Annotated in this window: 22 protein-coding genes; 13 read left to right on the forward strand and 9 right to left on the reverse strand. The window is 36.8% G+C overall.

Annotation, left to right across the window (positions count from 1 at the left end; all coding sequences use genetic code 11):
- Window positions 1–100 precede the first annotated feature (100 nt).
- Both MKX57_RS09945 and MKX57_RS09950 read right to left on the reverse strand, forming a co-directional pair.
- Window positions 101–1,245 (reverse strand): IS3 family transposase gene (locus tag MKX57_RS09945; RefSeq protein WP_164908693.1). Its coding sequence is split into 2 segments (ribosomal slippage): window positions 101–966 and window positions 966–1,245, totalling 1,146 coding nucleotides; the frame shifts between segments, so codons are not numbered across the junction.
- A 278-nt stretch (window positions 1,246–1,523) separates the two neighbouring features.
- Complete coding sequence (locus tag MKX57_RS09950) at window positions 1,524–1,859, reverse strand: helix-turn-helix transcriptional regulator (RefSeq protein WP_089984717.1); 336 nt, start codon at window positions 1,857–1,859, stop codon at window positions 1,524–1,526.
- A 418-nt stretch (window positions 1,860–2,277) separates the two neighbouring features.
- Between MKX57_RS09950 and MKX57_RS09955 the strand changes: the two genes are divergently transcribed.
- Window positions 2,278–2,892, forward strand: a complete 615-nt coding sequence (locus tag MKX57_RS09955) for a hypothetical protein (RefSeq protein ID WP_089984715.1) — start codon at window positions 2,278–2,280, stop codon at window positions 2,890–2,892.
- Between the two features lie 22 nt (window positions 2,893–2,914).
- Window positions 2,915–3,427, forward strand: a complete 513-nt coding sequence (locus tag MKX57_RS09960) for a hypothetical protein (protein ID WP_139150934.1) — start codon at window positions 2,915–2,917, stop codon at window positions 3,425–3,427.
- A 2,001-nt stretch (window positions 3,428–5,428) separates the two neighbouring features.
- Here MKX57_RS09960 and MKX57_RS09965 read toward each other — a convergent pair.
- A complete protein-coding gene (locus MKX57_RS09965) occupies window positions 5,429–5,629 on the reverse strand; it encodes a hypothetical protein (RefSeq protein WP_036125393.1) in 201 nt (66 codons plus the stop codon).
- 147 nt (window positions 5,630–5,776) lie between these two features.
- On the opposite strand from MKX57_RS09965, the gene MKX57_RS09970 reads away from it, so the two are divergent.
- The 4 genes from MKX57_RS09970 (at window position 5,777) to MKX57_RS09985 (ending at window position 8,646) form a co-directional block, all read left to right on the forward strand.
- Window positions 5,777–6,124: a hypothetical protein gene (locus MKX57_RS09970; protein ID WP_342550997.1), complete on the forward strand. Its 348-nt coding sequence runs from the start codon at window positions 5,777–5,779 to the stop codon at window positions 6,122–6,124.
- Entirely contained in the window at window positions 6,108–6,746 is a 639-nt protein-coding gene (locus tag MKX57_RS09975; RefSeq protein WP_089984711.1) for an O-methyltransferase, read from the forward strand. The genes MKX57_RS09970 and MKX57_RS09975 overlap by 17 nt, the downstream gene beginning before the upstream one ends.
- A gap of 60 nt (window positions 6,747–6,806) precedes the next feature.
- Window positions 6,807–7,364, forward strand: a complete 558-nt coding sequence (locus tag MKX57_RS09980) for an isochorismatase family protein (RefSeq protein ID WP_090001687.1) — start codon at window positions 6,807–6,809, stop codon at window positions 7,362–7,364.
- Window positions 7,365–7,773: 409 nt separating this feature from the next.
- Window positions 7,774–8,646: an AraC family transcriptional regulator gene (locus tag MKX57_RS09985; protein ID WP_342550998.1), complete on the forward strand. Its 873-nt coding sequence runs from the start codon at window positions 7,774–7,776 to the stop codon at window positions 8,644–8,646.
- Window positions 8,647–8,657: 11 nt separating this feature from the next.
- Here MKX57_RS09985 and csaA read toward each other — a convergent pair whose 3' ends face one another.
- The 3 genes from csaA to MKX57_RS10000 all read right to left on the reverse strand — a co-directional run bounded on the left by csaA (window position 8,658) and on the right by MKX57_RS10000 (window position 10,097).
- Window positions 8,658–8,990 (reverse strand): chaperone CsaA, encoded by a 333-nt coding sequence (gene csaA / locus MKX57_RS09990; protein WP_008179754.1) that lies wholly within the window; start codon window positions 8,988–8,990, stop codon window positions 8,658–8,660.
- A gap of 99 nt (window positions 8,991–9,089) precedes the next feature.
- Window positions 9,090–9,266: a hypothetical protein gene (locus MKX57_RS09995; protein ID WP_008179752.1), complete on the reverse strand. Its 177-nt coding sequence runs from the start codon at window positions 9,264–9,266 to the stop codon at window positions 9,090–9,092.
- Window positions 9,267–9,380: 114 nt separating this feature from the next.
- The gene (locus MKX57_RS10000; RefSeq protein WP_089984706.1) at window positions 9,381–10,097 is read right to left on the reverse strand and encodes a hypothetical protein; all 717 of its coding nucleotides are present in this window, start codon (window positions 10,095–10,097) and stop codon (window positions 9,381–9,383) included.
- A 298-nt stretch (window positions 10,098–10,395) separates the two neighbouring features.
- Here MKX57_RS10000 and MKX57_RS10005 point away from each other — a divergent pair, with 298 nt between their 5' ends.
- The 5 genes from MKX57_RS10005 (at window position 10,396) to MKX57_RS10025 (ending at window position 12,875) form a co-directional block, all read left to right on the forward strand.
- Entirely contained in the window at window positions 10,396–10,680 is a 285-nt protein-coding gene (locus tag MKX57_RS10005; RefSeq protein ID WP_239355053.1) for a DUF5316 domain-containing protein, read from the forward strand.
- A gap of 25 nt (window positions 10,681–10,705) precedes the next feature.
- Window positions 10,706–10,921, forward strand: a complete 216-nt coding sequence (locus MKX57_RS10010; protein ID WP_237068775.1) for a hypothetical protein — start codon at window positions 10,706–10,708, stop codon at window positions 10,919–10,921.
- A gap of 106 nt (window positions 10,922–11,027) precedes the next feature.
- A complete protein-coding gene (locus tag MKX57_RS10015; RefSeq protein ID WP_008179743.1) occupies window positions 11,028–11,336 on the forward strand; it encodes a hypothetical protein in 309 nt (102 codons plus the stop codon).
- 108 nt (window positions 11,337–11,444) lie between these two features.
- Window positions 11,445–11,864 carry a hypothetical protein gene (locus tag MKX57_RS10020; RefSeq protein ID WP_008179741.1) on the forward strand — a complete coding sequence of 140 codons (420 nt, stop codon included), beginning with the start codon at window positions 11,445–11,447 and terminating at the stop codon, window positions 11,862–11,864.
- A gap of 198 nt (window positions 11,865–12,062) precedes the next feature.
- Window positions 12,063–12,875 carry a DnaD domain protein gene (locus MKX57_RS10025; protein ID WP_089984704.1) on the forward strand — a complete coding sequence of 271 codons (813 nt, stop codon included), beginning with the start codon at window positions 12,063–12,065 and terminating at the stop codon, window positions 12,873–12,875.
- A 5-nt stretch (window positions 12,876–12,880) separates the two neighbouring features.
- On the opposite strand, the gene MKX57_RS10030 is transcribed toward MKX57_RS10025, so the two are convergent.
- Complete coding sequence (locus tag MKX57_RS10030; protein ID WP_008179737.1) at window positions 12,881–13,789, reverse strand: phosphotransferase; 909 nt, start codon at window positions 13,787–13,789, stop codon at window positions 12,881–12,883.
- 388 nt (window positions 13,790–14,177) lie between these two features.
- Between MKX57_RS10030 and MKX57_RS10035 the strand changes: the two genes are divergently transcribed.
- Together MKX57_RS10035 and MKX57_RS10040 are read left to right on the forward strand one after the other, a co-directional pair.
- A complete protein-coding gene (locus MKX57_RS10035) occupies window positions 14,178–14,957 on the forward strand; it encodes an N-acetylmuramoyl-L-alanine amidase (RefSeq protein ID WP_008179735.1) in 780 nt (259 codons plus the stop codon).
- Window positions 14,958–15,066: 109 nt separating this feature from the next.
- Entirely contained in the window at window positions 15,067–15,351 is a 285-nt protein-coding gene (locus MKX57_RS10040) for a hypothetical protein (protein WP_008179733.1), read from the forward strand.
- A 42-nt stretch (window positions 15,352–15,393) separates the two neighbouring features.
- Here the strand turns inward: MKX57_RS10040 and MKX57_RS10045 are convergent, their stop codons facing one another.
- The gene (locus tag MKX57_RS10045) at window positions 15,394–15,996 is read right to left on the reverse strand and encodes a copper amine oxidase N-terminal domain-containing protein (RefSeq protein ID WP_089984699.1); all 603 of its coding nucleotides are present in this window, start codon (window positions 15,994–15,996) and stop codon (window positions 15,394–15,396) included.
- A 292-nt stretch (window positions 15,997–16,288) separates the two neighbouring features.
- Entirely contained in the window at window positions 16,289–16,996 is a 708-nt protein-coding gene (locus MKX57_RS10050) for a DNA alkylation repair protein (protein ID WP_008175150.1), read from the reverse strand.
- Between the last annotated feature and the right edge of the window lie 60 nt (window positions 16,997–17,056).

A 17,056-nucleotide genomic window follows, 5' to 3' on the forward strand; every position in this document is an offset into this window, starting at 1 on the left:
CAGTGAAAGCTGATTATTTGTGGCAGCCCTTTACTATTTATATTTTTAAAATTATAGGTTTAGATTTTGCATTTAAGTTGCATTGTTTGGTATGTCAACACTAAACTGCACAAAAATTATAAGGTCTGTTGCTTGAATTCCACTGGGGTAAATAGCCTAGTGTCCCGTGAATTCGAATGTTATTGAACCAATGAACATAATCATCAAGTTCAAGAGCGAGCTGTTCAAGAGTAGAGAAATGTGCTCCGTTAGCGAATTCGGTTTTAAATACCTTAAACATCGCCTCAGCCACGGCGTTATCATAAGGGCATCCCTTCATGCTCAGGGATCGCTGGATTCCAAATGTTTCTAGGGCTTTTGAAATGAGCTTATTATCAAACTCTTTTCCTCGGTCTGTATGAAACATTTGTATGTCGTTCAAGTTACCTCTAATACTTACTAGTGCTTGATAAACCAGCTCTGCTGTCTTATTTGCACCAGTACTACGGCCAATGATTTCACGATTGAAAAGGTCGACAAATAAGCATACATAATGCCATTTTGTTCCGACACGGACATATGTTAAATCACTCACGATGACAGCCAACGGCTCTTTTTGCTCAAATTGGCGCTGTAATTCATTTTTTATCGGCCCTTCATTACATGTTGAGTTATGCACCTTATACTGTGCTACTGTATAGTTTGATACTAGTCCAAGACCTTTCATTAAACGACCAATTCGACGACGTGATACGTGTTTTGGCTCTGGTAATTTACTTAGTTCTTTCTTGATTTTACGCGTACCATAATTATTACGGCTTTCTTTGAAAATACGAGCAATCTCTTTGGAAATCTCATTATCTTCAGTTTTTAGCGCACGTTTGCCACAAACTTCGGCATGATAGTAATACGTACTTTTCGGAATATTAAGGACGTCACACATTGCTGATACTGAATATTTGTGAGCGTTATTTCGAATCACATCTATTTTCGTCCCATGATCAGCGCTGCTTGCTTTAAAATATCATTCTCCATCAGTAAACGTTGATTTTCTTTGCGTAATCGAGCTAGTTCGTTATCTTCTTCAGAGGGATTATCTTTGGCAGCGAATGAACCGGTTTCTTGATGGTTTTTAATCCAACGGTCTAAAGCCGAAGGCGTTATATCGTACTCTCTGGCAATATCTGCACGGGATTTTCCATTTTCATAAAGTTTTACTAATTGCAATTTAAATTCAGATGTAAAAGTTCGACGTTGACGTGACATAGTAGCACGCTCCTTTAAGTTGGTAGTCTAAGTGTACTAGCCCTTATTTTTTATGTCCAACTTAGTGTAGCCGATTCAACCAAAAACCTACGAGGATAGGGGGTGTTGAGTGTGACGGGTTACAGCATCATACTCATAGTGTGACAACCAGAAAAAGGGTCTCTATTCAAATTAGAATCCTTATTTTATTTTGGTTGAAGAACTATGAATTATGTCAGTTATAACTAGCATCTTACCAAAAAACGATAGCCACTTGAATGTCCCCCTAATCTCGATAGCTACTGGACCTGCTCTTTTAATCCAAGATAATCATTGATGGCAAACAATAAATAATCCAATTCTCTCTTAGAGTGACGATTAGATAATTCACCTAGCAAGTTAACAGTTAATTGGCCTTCCGTTATTGTATCTGAATGAACCAATTCTTTTGTCGTGATCCCCATTATCTTGGCAAAGTGTTCAATGCGATCTGATTTTAAAGTACGTTCTCCTTTTAACATAAGTCCTACAAGTGATTTACTTACTCCTAATTGTTCAGCTAGCCATTGATATGATTTATCCTCAGCTTTCAACCATTTAATTACTTTGCTTATTACGATGTCGTTAGTTTTCATATCCTACTCTCCACCTATCTACAAATATCATATCATTCAATATTAAACATCCATAACATTTTTATTCAATCTATGCAACTAAATATTGCATCATTGAGAATTAAATATAAGTGGATAAGTTTATTAAAAAATCGGGTACTTTCTGAAATAAGGAAAGCGTCTTTCTTTATGGAAAGTTCTGAATTATAGAACAAAAACAATGCCCACAGAATTTTTAATCCAACTTTATTATAAATAATCATTCTTTTTTTAAACTACAATTTATATGGCTATACTAAGCTTGTTCAAATCTAGTAGGTTGTTAATAAAAATATATAAATTAATAATATATTATCTATCTTTAAGTATAATATAGTAATTTCCATCATATGTTAAATACTATAGCAATTAAAAGTAGTAAAAGTGAAGGTGGGTATCCGTGAAATATAAAATTATTCCAGGTCTTTTACTAATAATCTTACTATCAATTATCGGAGCATTAACAATAAGGGACAAACTATTTGCAACTGAACTAGAGAAAGGTTCTTATAAAGTGGATTCTTTTGAATCACTACCCAATAAGGAAATAACTTTATTAGAAGCATATGACATAGGGATGGACATAGCAAAAGAATACGATAAAAATTCGGAACTTATTTTTATGAATAGTGTGAATGATGGCAAAATAAATGGTTCAGATGGAAAAAAAGGAAATTGGCAAGGGTATATTACCTTACCTAACAAAAGACTAAGTATCATATTTGTTATCGAAAAGGGGAAACTGAAAAGTTACGATGTAATAGATAGTGATGAACAACTGCCTATTAAAGATGAAGATATAAAAGTAGATAGTAACGAGGTTGTAAAAAAAGCCATATCTGAATTTAAATTAGAACCAGGAAATGATAATTTTTTGAATGGTTATCATTTCCGTCTAATAAGAGATGAGAAAAATGTATTTTTGGGGGTGGGAGGTCAAAAAACAGGCAAGAGAGCAGAAATCTATTTCAATCCTAAAAACGGAGAGTATTTAGGAGGAATTGAAAAAAAATAAACCTTTACAGGAGGAATCAAATATGAAAAAGATTCCTATAATTTTAGGAATGTTATTTATTTTAGGAGCATCTATACTTTCAGAAAGTACTTTAGCAGCAACATATGTAAATCAATCAGTTACCGCATATGTAGCCGATCAGGGTAGTCTGACTTATCATGGTACTGTTCCAGTTATGTATAGTACTGCTGCAGTTCGCCCTAAAGTGTGTGGGAATGCATTATCGGGTACAAAATTTCCTGCTGGAACAATAATTACAACACAGGCCGGATTACCATTCCCTGACGCTCGTTTAAGAAGTACTTTCCAAGTTTACGATATGGGAGATGTTAAGTGTGTAAAAAATGTAACTCCTAATTGGTTTGATATCTTTTTTGGGACATCTGAAAATTATCAACATGCTATAAATTTTGGATTTAATACAGCGAGTTATAATACTAGTTCAACCTTATCAGCAGAAGATTTGAATTCGGAAGACATAAACAACACAGAAGAATTTATAAAAGAAGAAGAAAAAGAGGCTACAAATAATTAGTATTTGGTTGTTCTTAATGAAAAATTTTTGTTCGATAAGTGCATTATCAGCGAGTGTACCTTTACAGGACATACTCATGGTAATGCCTTTTCTTTTTAAGCTTATTGTTAACGACAAACTTTGTGTACACCGTACCTTGGCATTATGCAACGTTCAACCTTCAGGAATGTCCTATATACCGTATATGTAGCCTTGGAAAAAATAAAACTACAACATATTGAAAAAAATGTCCGATAGTGTAAAATTACACTTATGGGTGGTTTTCGTTATCAATATAATATGGGAGTATATATAAATTGAAGAGGTTTATTAAAAGTATTTTGTCTTTATTTCCAGTTCCTTTCTTATTTCATTTTTACGAATTTAATTGTCATCTTGCTAGGCAACAAGCTGATTTTTTGTTTCAGGTATTTCTAGTGTTCATAATTGTTGTAGGTATTTCATCGAGAAACATTAAATTGCCTTTGTTCATTGGCTTGAATTTTATTATGACCGTTATTTCTTTGATATTTGGCTATTTTTTCATAGATGATGATGGAGGTTGGTTTAAACCTTTTGGCAGAGATGCCGCCATTGTATTTGTTTCAATTATTTATATTCTAGGGCAATTAATTATAAGATTATTTAGCAGGCTAGTTCATACTAACAGCCGAAGTAATAAGTAAAGATGAAAAGAAAGGAAGTAATTCTCCTGGATAGATCTCTTTTTCAAAGGCTGCTAACAAAGTATTGTTTTTTTATTATATAAACTATTTAATTTAGCTAAATAATAAAGTATGTGAAAAAGTTACTTAAACTAAAGGAGAGCTTTAGTTTAAGTAGAAATATGCTTTTGATCTTTCACATTCGGGCCAAATCCTATAATAGGAGTTGTGTTTTTTTAGTAAACTCTCTTTAAAAGTGGTTTTGCATACTTGAAAGATTTTGTGCAGTAACAATGTATCAATTCGATATGTAAAAATAACCAACTAGTAGATAAATGAATATATATAAAACCGTTATATATAAATATATTGCTGTTGAGCCTTTATCATTTCTAGCTTGAAATAATACTACAATTGAAAGAATTACTACTAGTATAAAAGGGATTATTTGCCAGTTGTGAAAGCGAAATGGTTATAGGCTGCTTTATTATTTCAGTCATATTGCCTCCGAAAAAGAAAGAATTCAATTCATTTTATCAATATTTTAGTTAAGTGATACCAGTAAATTCTGGGAACCGAATATAGCCTTGCAAGGAGCAAAATAGTACTGAACAATTTGAACACATCATGCAATAGCTTATAGTCATATGAAGTAAGTTATATTCTAGGTAAAAGGATTCCTAAGTTTCTCTCAGACTTAGAGATAGACATCTAAGGGAAGCTTCTTTATCTATTATCAGACTGTATTTTGCTGTTCATTTAAAATTTTGAAGTATTGTGCCATACTAGAGAATTAATTTGAAATAAATAATCTGTTAATTTCTAAAATTCTAAATTGATGTATTTGTTGTATATATTTCTTTATTGCGTGCATGCTATAAAATGTTATTTGCAGGTGTATGGAAATCACAAAATTAATTTAGAAAGTAGTGGATTTCCTTTGAATTAAATAATTTCAAATCCTATATATTTTGCAAACGAATTACAAATAATTACAAAACTTAAGACAGGCAACAATAACAATATACTATGATGGAACTGCGGGAATACCTCCATAGATGTAGAAATAGGAGCAACTATTTTTTTTTACTCTAATTATTGAAAAATTAGTTAATCAAACAAACAACAACCAAATCTAAAATTTTTAGATATAACCACTAAAATTCTCCGCTTCCCATTCATGAATAGCATGCTGTTCTGTCTCCAACACCTTCTCCATATAAATGATAGTCGTTTCTATCTTTTTATGACCGAGGGATTTCATAATTCTATACATATATGGAAAGTATATTTTCCAGCTAGCCTTTTGTCCGAACGATAGTTAAAAATGACTGGAGTATCTATCTTATGTAAAACCTCAATCCTTTTGACATGAAAAGGAGTAGTTAAGGGCCAAATAATCACGAATGATTTTAGGATGTCCGCCATTTTCAAGACAAAGTTTACTCGCAATTTTAATTTCCTTCTGATTATAGTGAGATTGCGCACCAATTAAAAATATGCCTGACAGTATCAATAATGTGCCAATCGCCAAAACATATTTTATGACTCTTTTCAATACACGTACCTCCATTTCAAAAGTAATCGGTATCCCTAGTATATGTTGAACGATGAAAGCAATATGTTAATTGACTTATCGTATACACTTGTATACAATAACTTTAAATTAACGTATACGTTTGTATACAAAGGGAGTGTTTAATGAATGAGAGGTTCAGGTTTTAGAGAGCATATGAAGGAAGGTCATCATCGAGGTGGTCGTCACAGAGGAATGGAGGGAACGGCATCACGTGGAGCAAAAACGTTCCGAAGAGGGAGAGCCATTGCCTTTTTAGAAATGTTAAATGTGAAACGTGCAACGATTAAACAGCAATTAGAAAAGCCCGAGTTTCAATCCATTCAGCAAATTTTAGTAGGTGAGTTAAAGGCCATTGATATGGTGATCCAAGAATTTAGCCAGCTGTTTGATATACATGAAAGCGAAACAGTAGAAACTGCAGTTGATCATTCACAGATAGAAGAAGGAGATTCTGTGCATGAAAAAAGTGAATAACTATATTGATACGGTATTTGCCCAGCAGGACCCCATTCTTGAGAATGTCATAGCTTCCATTACGGAACAAGGTATGCCAGCCATTTCTGTTTCTCCTTCATCAGGAAAGCTATTGACGATGCTCGTATCGCTTACAGGGGCTCAGGATATTTTAGAAATCGGTGCATTAGGTGGTTATAGTGGCATCTGTCTAGCGAGAGGAATGGCAGATGAGGGCGCATTAACCTCACTAGAATTAGAGGAAAAATATGCACAGTTAGCTGCACAAAATCTTGCCAATGCAGGCTTTGCTGAACAAGTGACCTATCTCACTGGGCCTGCCCTTGAAAGCCTTGAAAAGCTTGTAGCTGATGGAAAACGCTTTGATTTTTTCTTTATTGACGCGGATAAGGAAAATTACGAGCATTATTTAGCATATTGTATAAAACTAGCAAATACTGATGCATTAATTGTCACGGATAATGTATTAGCAGCGGGTAGTGTTGCAGACCCAGAAGTGACACCAAAACGATATACAGCCATCATGAAGAAATTTAATCGTCTGGTGGCGAACCACCCACAATTGGAGTCAATTCTTTTACCCATTGGGGATGGCATAACCGTTTCTAAGGTAAAAAAATAATAAAGATTAGTCCTCCTTTATGGTAAAGTATGGTTAGTAACTGAAAAAGGAGAGATGCGTTTGAAACAAGCGTTAGTTGTGATTGATGCACAGCAAGAACTGATAGAAGGTAATCAGGAGGAACAAGCTGTTTATCGCAAAGAAGAATTACTAGAGACCATCAATAAGGTAATTAAAAAGGCTATCGAGGAAAATGTTCAAATTATTTTTGTTCGTGATCAAGATGTGGCTGGTGGAGAGGGAGATGGCTTTCAAGTACATAAAAAAATCCATGTTCCAATATCAGCTGTCTTTTTTGACAAACTCGCTACCAATGCATTCTACAAAACTGGGCTGCTGGAGTATTTAAAGGATCATGACGTGCAGCATTTGGTAATGATGGGGTGTAAAACCGAGCATTGTGTGGATACTGCCGTCAGATCAGCCACTGTTCACGGCTTCGATGTCACAGTTGTCGCTGATGGACATTCGACGAACGGCTCCAAGCATTTAGTACCAGAAGCCATGATCGCACATCATAATGACATATTACACGGTCATTACAATGTTGACCATTTCTCGCTGGTGCGTCATTCAGACGAAGACTTATTTGAACCTAGCCATTCAACCTACCGCTAACATAATAATGACCAAGAATTTTAGTTCTTGGTCATTTCTTATACGTTCTTGATGATCAAACTACTACATAGAAGACGTTATGATAGAGCAAAAGCTTGTCCAAAGGGATGGAGTTTTTTCAGAAATGGAAAGCAGTAACACATTTTTTGCTCCAAAAAATGGAATGCAAGCTATGCTTAATCCTTCTTATTCATAGGGCCACTGTGCGAGCAGTGACCCTAAGTATCAAGTCAGGAGGTGTAAGGCTAAAATTAGCTTTACACTATTATATGTATGTGAAAGTAACTTCGAAAGTTAGTTATCTGCCTGTTCGATAGATTATTTTTTTGAATGGCGACTAAATCGGGCACAATATGTCGGATGACTCAATTCTATTCTTGCTATTGTTGTGAAAAGGGAGGTTATTCAAGTGGATTCATGCACACGACTGAATGAAGCGATTGCCTATATTGAGGCCAATTTGACCAATGACATTGATATGAAGGAAGTGGCAAGTAGAGCGTATTGTTCTGAGTATCACTTTAAACGAATGTTTTCATTTCTCGCAGGCATCTCGCTCTCCGAATACATTCGTCGGAGACGTTTGACACTGGCCGCTCTTGAATTGTCGAACGCCTCTTTGAGAATCCTCGATATAGCAGTTATGTATGGTTATAGCTCAGCAGATGCTTTTACAAGAGCCTTTCAGCACTTACATGGGATTACACCTTCTGAGGCGAGGCAAACTGGCCAAACATTCAAAGCTTTTCCACGGATGACCTTCCAATTGACCATCCAAGGAGGAATTGAAATGAATTACCGACTCGAGCAAAAGGAAGCCTTTCGCATCGTTGGTTTGATGAAACGCGTACCGATTATTTTTCAGGGAGAAAATCCGGACATTGTGAAATTGGCGCAATCCCTAACAACCACAGATATTGAGCAACTTAATGTGGAGCCTAAGGGCATCATCCAAGCTTCTACAAATTTTTCAGAGGGGCGAATGGAGCAAAAGGGAGAACTCGATCATTATATTGGCGTGGCTACTACAGCAACAATCCCTGGGCGCTTTTGCCAACTTGCTGTCCCAGCGAATACATGGGCTGTCTTTACAGTGGTCGGACCTTTCCCGCAAACACTTCAGGAGACGTGGGGCCGCATTTATGCTGAGTGGTTTCCATCTTCCAGCTATGAACAGGTTGCTGGCCCTGAAATTGTCAGTCTTGCGAGCACCGATTTTTCATCACCAACCTTTACAAGTGAAATATGGATACCCATTCACAAAAAAGAGCCTCTTGCATAATGCATGGCTCTTTAATGTATTTTTGTTCCATTGGGTACATGCTGATCAGGTGTTAACAGGATGACGTCTCCCTCACCTGGCACTCCACCAATGACTAACACCTCTGACTTAAAACCGGCAACGCGGCGTGGGGGGAAATTAACAATTGCTACGACTTGCTTTCCGACCATTTCCTCTGGCGTATAACGTTTTGTAATTTGGGCGGAAGACTGTTTAATACCGAGCTCTTCACCAAAATCGATGTTCATTTTTATTGCTGGAACACGTGCTTTTGGTAGCTCCTGTGCTTCCAAGACCGTACCAACTCGTAGATCAAGCGCTGTAAAATCTTCAAATGTGGCCATTATTCAACTCTCCTTCATGTCAACTATATTATCATGCTAACATTATGTGGGAAATTATTCAAAATAAAAAAGAAGAGCACATAGAGTGCCCTTCTTTTCTTAACGACGATGCTCTACCAGGTCAATAGCTCCTAACACAATATGAGCTAAACCAAAGCCAAAAATGGTGTTGGCCACCATTTTATTAGAGCCATGCTTTTGCTTCATGGCATATCCTGCCGCTGTGACAGCCGACCCGAGAATAGTTGGGATTAAACCTTCACGAACATTATTCATAAAATTGATCCCTCCGTCGTATGATTCGGTATAAGTTTCATACCATACTTACTATGAACGTTTGCAGCGTATCCTATACGAATAAATAATAGGTTGAAAATATACGGCTGTCATTTATTGTTGAATAGGTGCTACTTTTATTTGATCGACCATAAATTCGTTCTTCGTATGATCGAATTTATAGGTAATGTGGAAATCAGCCACATTTATAGGAAAGACACTAGCCGCAAGGGTCAATTTTATCTTTTGATTTTCTAAATAGTAAATCGTTATCCCACCAAAACCTAGTTCATCCTGCTGTAATTCTAGCTCTGGATCGACATGATAGTCCAAGTGATATTCCTTGCCCAGTGCTTGGCCCGTAATCGTTAATGTTTCATGATCCTTTTTCACAACGTTTGACTCAATATGTTGAGCAACAATTTCCTCATAATGAGGGACCTTTATTTCTTGTAAGTCCTGATCTACTATATGAATATCATAATTATCTAGCCCAGTTCCTCTGCCAGTTTGAATGATGATAACAGCTTCTTCTTTGCCATCCTCCGTCATATCTATGTAAAACACTTGTGGCTCGGTTCCTGTATCACCAGGGTTGTTCCAATTAAAGTCCTTCACCTTCCCATTAATCTCTAGCTTTACGCTCTCTCCATTCTTATACAGTTTTACTTCTTTATGGTCAGAGGCCCCAATTAATGTGGCATCTATATGTGTTGGGCTGTGGGCTTCCTTCGAAATTCGTTCTTCTGTTGGATCATCTTTTTGATCTGATTGGCATCCTGAAAATATAACTGTACTTAACAATAGCAATGTACCAATTTCTTTTTTCAATCGTATCTACACCTTTCTTAATCTTTGTAAAATCTATGTCATTTATCACAAATAGCTGCAAGCAATAATGGGGAAGAAGCCGATATACATAAGCGAACTATTACTACAGAAATTTTTTCTCCCTCTACAAAGTGGGCTTAGTAGAAAACAACAAGACGACTTCGTACATTACAATAATTTACAAAATAAAGCAAATTCCTCTTTATATTATATAGTTGATGTAGTAAATATGAAAATTTTGGATTTATTGAAACGAAAATGAAGCCTCAATCGTATACTAAAGTAAAGGGGGGCGGAAATGAAATATGTAGGCATCGGAACAATATTGTCCATCCTAGGTGTAGTATTTTCAATCCTAATATGGGGTACAGAAAAAGCGCATTTACTTTCTGGATTGGTAGGTGGAATATTCATAATATTCACTCTGTTGGTGTCAGGTTCGATGGGGAGTGGGGATAGAATGCGGGCTAATTTTGCAACAGCAACAAAAGAAGATAGGGACGAACGCAATCATATGATGAATAATGCTTTATTGTTAGCATTACCAAATATTATTGTCGCTATCTTTGCGTATTATATGTGATCATACCAGCTCAATTGAAAGGATGATGTGTACCTTGGATAAAGAAAAAGATTATTATTCAGAAGCATCTAGATATACACTTGCAGTTGTTCTCTTCACACTCATCATTTGGGGCATCTATGATTGGCGAAACGCAACACCCAATGGTTTTCAATTTTTATTAATAAATGAAATTGTTATCACTCTTGGGATTACACGCTATATTTTGAAGAAACGAGATCAAAAAAGAAAGCGCTCTTAATAATCTTTACATAGATAATCAATAAAAGTGTCACATCTACCCTAGGTGTGGCTTTTTTTGTTGCATTTAATAAGTAAAAGTACATTTGCAATAGAGAGGTGGTACTATGCAATTAACAGATGGTACACGGACGTTTGAAACGGATATAATTGATGAAGCTGCTAGAAAAAAGGAACGTGATGAGCAGGAGCGGGAGATGCTTAATGCCTTTGCACGCTATGCATATCTTCGATACAAGCAAATACGGGATAAGGTCAATCCGCGTAAATGCAAATACATGTATATCCATCAAGTTCGCCAACAATTAACTTCACCCGCTAGACTGCAACGTGTTTGCAATCTTGTAGGCATGACGGATGAAGAAGTACTTTATATTGTAGAATTTGTCCGCAAGTATTTGAAATACGTCAAATAAAAGCCTCATCGTTGAATGGGGTTTTTTTACATAATTTCTAGGGAGAATTGTTTCTCAATACCCCACTCCATATAGTATGATGAACGTGGATAAAGGAGTGAAGCGATTTTGAGATTCATTAAATGGTTAGTTGTTTTTATTATTCTCATTGGTATAGTTGGCTATGGTGTATTACATTTTGGCACGAAATTTGCGTCCGAAAAAATTGTCAATACACTTTCAACAGAATTAGAGAATAGTGGACAAATGGAAGAAATAAAAAATACGATTGAAAATGATCCGGAGTTAAAAGCCTATATGGAAGAGGCGAAAACGGTTGATAGTAGTACGTTACCGTTTACATCAAAAGAAGATGCTACGAAAGTAATCATTCAAAAGGTTGGCATTACAGAGCTCAATGATATTCGTGTGAAATTACAAGATGGCTCCATGACAAAGGAAGAAGCATTGCAACAGGTAGAAGGAAAATTATCAGATGAAGAAATAGCTGCATTAAAAGTTATTATTTATAAAGAACTGTACGAATAAACAAGGCCGCAAAATGGGCAGTTAGCCTAGCAGAGGCACTTACTAAATGGTAAGTGTCTTTTTTGCTGTATATGTATGCAGAAGGCCATTCTCTGAAAACGACCACAAATTTTAGTGAATTAGAAAAATTGTCCCCTTTTACAGCATGCCCGTTTATATAGATAGTACAGAGATTAATTGTAGGGGAGAGGGGTAGCTATGATCTACAGAGTAGTAAAGAACGAAAATTTTGTCGTATTGGACAAGGGCTTTTTAAATGATGATCAATTAAGTTGGAAGGCAAAGGGTTTACTTGCCTATATGCTGTCATTACCAGATGATTGGGATTTTTGTCTGACTGATTTAGCGACACGTAGTAAATGCGGACGTGAAGCAACTGCTAGCATTATCAATGAACTGATTTTGGCAGGTTATCTTCAAAAGGTGCAGGAGCGAACAAAGGATGGGAAATTCAGCAAGGTGGAATTTGTCGTTTTTGAAGTATCAAAACGTGCTGCCCGGCCGTCAACGGGTTATCCGTCAACGGACGCACCACAAACGGAAAAGCCCACACAACTAAATAATAAATTACTAAATAACCAATTACTAAAAAATAAAGATGATGATCAACAATCACATACAGCCGACTACTTTTACGAACAACAAGGCTTTGGCTCACTGTCGGCGTATATAACGGCAAAAATTCATTCCTGGCTTACCATTTTTTCAGAGGAAATCGTCATTCATGCGATGAAGCTAGCTGTAGAACACAATGTATTGCGCTGGCGGTATGTTGAGAAGATATTGCGAAATTGGCATCATAAACAACTAAAGACCATGGCAGATATTGCTTCAGATCAAAGGCGCTTTCAGGCCAAGAAGATAAAAGTGACGGACATTCCAGCCAATAGACGTCAAGAGATTATTCCGCAGTGGTTTCATCATCGTCATGAAGAGGAACGGCCACAGCAGCCAACCATTAATTTTGAAGCAGAACGACAAAAAATATTAGCGCTGCTCGAAAGTGGTTAAACGTCCTAATTTTCGGCATACCATAAAGGCTTCACAGATGAAAAGTAAGCATGATCCTCCAAAATTAGCTGAATTCTGGCTAATGCATCGTCAAACGATTGCGGATCATATTGGCGTGTCCAAGCAATAGTTGCAATGACATTCATCGCGGCATATAAGGCATAAAGGCGCCAAAACTGATCATCTGGTGGCTGTGTGAAATACCCATTTATTTGCCCGACGCAATAGGGGACGCTATGCCGTCTACTAAACAGGGCTAGATTATAAAAATCATGATAGGGATCGCCGGCATCATAGCCATTGAAATCAATAACCCCATTGAAGCTGTTTTGGTGACAAATAATGTGACCAAGATGGTAATCATCATGAAGCAGCGTAATAGGACGTTGTCTTAATAGCGGCCAATGTTCTTCGATAAAGCTCAATAATTTAGCTTCTTGCGGAATTTGATAAGAATCCTGTTGATAGGCTTGTAAATAATTGGTAAATTTCTCTTTTTGTAACGTCTCCCATTGGACAGTTTTTGGAGCTTTCACCTGATGAATTTTTCTTAATTCTTTCCCAGCCGCAAGACCGAGATGGAACTGCTCTGTGTCCGAAAGGTGAGGAATGATTTCATCCGCAGGGGTGCCTATTAAATAGCTCATAACCATCGTTGAAAGATCGTTGTCAGGGAGGACCATATATTCAATGGCCTTATGTGTTTGAACTCCCTGTAGCTCTAAGTCCTGCAGCAAAGTAAACTCAATCCACCTTTTGTCGTGGTGTGCGAGATCGGATAGCCGTACAAAATAAGGTGTATCATCAACTGTTACAACATATTTGGTATCAGAGGAATAACCTTTGTCGATTTTATTAATAGCAGTGTAACCTTGTAAGCTAGTTAATCGATTCATGATATTTTCTACAACCATTTTATCTCTCTCCTTCCATCAGTTTAGAAGATACAAAATACTATATGGAGCTGTCCTTTGTCAATGTACCTGTTGAAGTGAAATGATCATTTATTCATCATTTTAAATAATAGTCATGAGCACAAATAACTAGAAAAAATGGTGTAGCTTGCATTTACTAGAATAAGTGAATGTTATTCTCTTCAATCATTCACGGTCATTAGCTTGACATGTGTAGCAGCAAAAAAGGTGAAATAGAGCAGTCACCCATTCAGCCCCATCAGTCAACCATGGCAAATAGTTAGAATATCGCACTATAACTAGTTGTTGATTCTCCCCTAAAATCGACATAACTAATGAATAACATGGTTGTCATTCGCAAAAAAATGATAGGAAAGGGTGGTGCATAATGAGTTATGTTATTGAAATGCAAATAATGTCAGGTTTACCGAATCAGCCGCTCACCGCCATCAAATACGTGGTAGCACATGAATCAGGTAACAGCACAAACACAGGTCCAAACGCATTAGAAAATGAAATTGCCTATATGAATAGAAATAAAGCCAATGCCTTCGTTTCTCACTGGGTAGGAGGAGGTGGACGCATTGTGCAAATAGCACCCGTTAACCGCGTCCAATATGGTTGTGGACCAAAAGGGAATCCGTATAGCTATGCTCAAGTAGAGCTAGCGCGGACTTCCGATAAGGAACAATTTAAAAAGGATTATGCGGCTTATATTTGGTTATTGCGCAAAATGGCTATAGAAGCAGGGGTACCAACTATTTTAGATGGTACTGGCAACGGCATTAAATCCCATCGATGGATTGCCGATAATTTGGGCGGCACCACACACAAAGATCCGTTTGCCTATTTAATGAGTATGGGTGTTACCGAAGCACAGTTCCAACAAGATATAAAAAATGGCCTGGAGGAGGAGTTAACCGTGTCACAATATAATGAGTTGAAGCAGGAAATAGAGGCTTTAAAAAGCTTATTAGCTACTAAAGCCAGTTTACAATCCGACCGAGAAGTAGGCGCATCTTACAAAGAAGCATGGGATTGGGCCATTCAAGAAGGTATTATCCGAGGAGATGGTAGTAAAAATATGAATCCAGCAGGCGTTCTCACGCGGGAGCAAATGGCTACTATGCTCAAACGATATTACGATAAATTTGTCGATAATAAATAACTATGCTATAATATAGAAAGGATAAAGTTCGTTGAAACAGCGTGCTTTATCTTTTTTTTAGATTTTTAGAACTTTTGTCGAAATAAATAGAAGAGAGGCGGGGGTTAGGATGTTAACAAAAATAAGAAAAGTAAAATTTGAGCAGGAACGAAAAAATCCGTTATATAACGTAGTCATGGAGTGTCCAGAGGGAAAGCAATTATATGTCAAATTTGATTATACTTATAAGACTAAAAACTTCTGGCCATTAGAAGTAAATTATAATAAGAAAAATTATGGTGCTAAACTGGCATGGTATACAAATGAAGTAGAAAATATGACAGTTGCTGCATTTTTAGAGAAAATTGCTAATAAAATTAATAAAAAATATCAGTTCGAGTTAAATCAACACTAAAAAAGCAGCATCCTTCAGGGGAAGCTGCTTTTTGCTTGTCCATTATTTTGTTGTAATATAGACCGTTAATTTGGCTTCATCAAATGTTACCTCTGCGCCAAGAGCTTGACTTACAAAACGTAAAGGTACCATTGTTGTTCCTTGATAAACTTCAGCAGGGTGACTAAGGTTAATGGTAGATGTCGTTCCATTTGCATCTACATAAGCAGTTTTGTTACCTACGCCGATGACAATTTTCTTGCTGTCCTTCGTCGCAGTTACTTTTTTAGTAGCACTATCATAAGAAACTGTTGCACCAAGTGCTTCAAAAATCGGTTTCATCGGTACCAATGTTGTGCCATTTTTCATGTAGGCGCTCGGCGTATAGCTTTGTTTTACATTATTCAAATAAACGGCTACTTTTGTCAATGCCGGTGCTTGTATTGCTGTTGTCGGCTGCGTATAGTTGCTTTGACCACCTGAGGAAGAACCACCGCCGCTATTCCCATTATGATAATGATAGCCTGTACAAAGACCTTTTGCCTTTGACTTATCAGAACAATTATGCCCACCATTGCTATCGAGACGCCCTGGATGCGCATCAGCAATCGAGGTAGTAGTGAAGAATAGTGTAACCATCGCTAAAAACAAGACCAGTTTTTTCATATTTATCCTCCTATTATCAAAATATGTAATTATTATACTATATAAAAGTAAAATTTGGAATGTTTTTATAGTAAATTAGTATTAAAAAACAACACAAAATGGAAGGTGCTAACAGATCAATTATTAGTGCCAACTTGATTTAAACGAAGTTAGTTCATTTTAACTTCTCTATTTTTTGTAAGAGGCGATGGAGGACAGCGGTAAAGATTCTAAAATAAATTTATCCATAATCCATTTTTTTATTTAAAAAAGCACTCATCCATATTGGATCAATGCCTTTTAGTATGATTCATTAACATCTTACATATTTCCGTTTAAAACCAAGCTTCCCTCGATCGAGTTCCTTTTGAATGTTTTCATACGCATTCAATGTCGTGCTTTTTTTATTGTCACGCTTCATTTCCACAGGACCAACTGCCTGCGCTGTTGCCACTGCCTTTTCGTGAAGGGGTACATAGGAAATCGCGACTGTGTAAAGAAAATTATTCATCGCAGATTTTGTTCGTTCGGGTGCAGTATGAATCGTATTATTCACAACATCTAGCATCCTCGCTAATTTGCCCTCAGAAAACTCGCTATCTTTGCGATTTCCTAAAAGCCAGCAATAGCAGCTCCAGCCCGCTGACATTTTCAGTTCCTCACCACTTGCAATCCATGCATCTGCTACCTCTTGTGCAATAGGGGATTCCGCTAAAGTGACTGCCACTACATAATCAGATAGCATATAAAAATAGGCAGAATCCATCCATCGATCAAAATCAGCCGCCGTCATCGTTTTTGGATCTGCAATGATACCCGCAAAGTACATTGCATCATAGTTGCCAGTAGCATAAAGCTCATCTGCTAAAGCCTGATCGATTTTAATTTTTTTAGCAATCGGCTTCATCGCTCCAGTTGCCACGCCAAAAACCGGCTCATGTGCCCCATTCGACATATACATTTTCTTCGTACGTTCTTTGCCTAGCTTCTCCAGCTCCTGCATGACCATTTCTGCATTCATAGAAGCACTTCCTTTTTATCTAATTTCAACGCCATCCCTTATTATCCTATATGGAATGTC

Source organism: Lysinibacillus sp. FSL M8-0216 (genome assembly GCF_038595555.1).
GTDB classification, from domain to species: domain Bacteria; phylum Bacillota; class Bacilli; order Bacillales_A; family Planococcaceae; genus Lysinibacillus; species Lysinibacillus fusiformis.

Bases quoted from the DNA above. Each gene is read 5' to 3' on its own strand.
- MKX57_RS09950 (WP_089984717.1), bottom strand. From the start codon at position 1,859: ATGAAAACTAACGACATCGTAATAAGCAAAGTAATTAAATGGTTGAAA.
- MKX57_RS09960 (WP_139150934.1), top strand. From the start codon at position 2,915: ATGAAAAAGATTCCTATAATTTTAGGAATGTTATTTATTTTAGGAGCA.
- MKX57_RS09970 (WP_342550997.1), top strand. From the start codon at position 5,777: ATGAGAGGTTCAGGTTTTAGAGAGCATATGAAGGAAGGTCATCATCGA.
- MKX57_RS09975 (WP_089984711.1), top strand. From the start codon at position 6,108: ATGAAAAAAGTGAATAACTATATTGATACGGTATTTGCCCAGCAGGAC.
- csaA (WP_008179754.1), bottom strand. From the start codon at position 8,990: ATGGCCACATTTGAAGATTTTACAGCGCTTGATCTACGAGTTGGTACG.
- MKX57_RS09995 (WP_008179752.1), bottom strand. From the start codon at position 9,266: ATGAATAATGTTCGTGAAGGTTTAATCCCAACTATTCTCGGGTCGGCT.
- MKX57_RS10005 (WP_239355053.1), top strand. From the start codon at position 10,396: ATGAAATATGTAGGCATCGGAACAATATTGTCCATCCTAGGTGTAGTA.
- MKX57_RS10010 (WP_237068775.1), top strand. From the start codon at position 10,706: ATGTGTACCTTGGATAAAGAAAAAGATTATTATTCAGAAGCATCTAGA.
- MKX57_RS10015 (WP_008179743.1), top strand. From the start codon at position 11,028: ATGCAATTAACAGATGGTACACGGACGTTTGAAACGGATATAATTGAT.
- MKX57_RS10025 (WP_089984704.1), top strand. From the start codon at position 12,063: ATGATCTACAGAGTAGTAAAGAACGAAAATTTTGTCGTATTGGACAAG.
- MKX57_RS10030 (WP_008179737.1), bottom strand. From the start codon at position 13,789: ATGGTTGTAGAAAATATCATGAATCGATTAACTAGCTTACAAGGTTAC.
- MKX57_RS10035 (WP_008179735.1), top strand. From the start codon at position 14,178: ATGAGTTATGTTATTGAAATGCAAATAATGTCAGGTTTACCGAATCAG.
- MKX57_RS10040 (WP_008179733.1), top strand. From the start codon at position 15,067: ATGTTAACAAAAATAAGAAAAGTAAAATTTGAGCAGGAACGAAAAAAT.
- MKX57_RS10045 (WP_089984699.1), bottom strand. From the start codon at position 15,996: ATGAAAAAACTGGTCTTGTTTTTAGCGATGGTTACACTATTCTTCACT.
- MKX57_RS10050 (WP_008175150.1), bottom strand. From the start codon at position 16,996: ATGAATGCAGAAATGGTCATGCAGGAGCTGGAGAAGCTAGGCAAAGAA.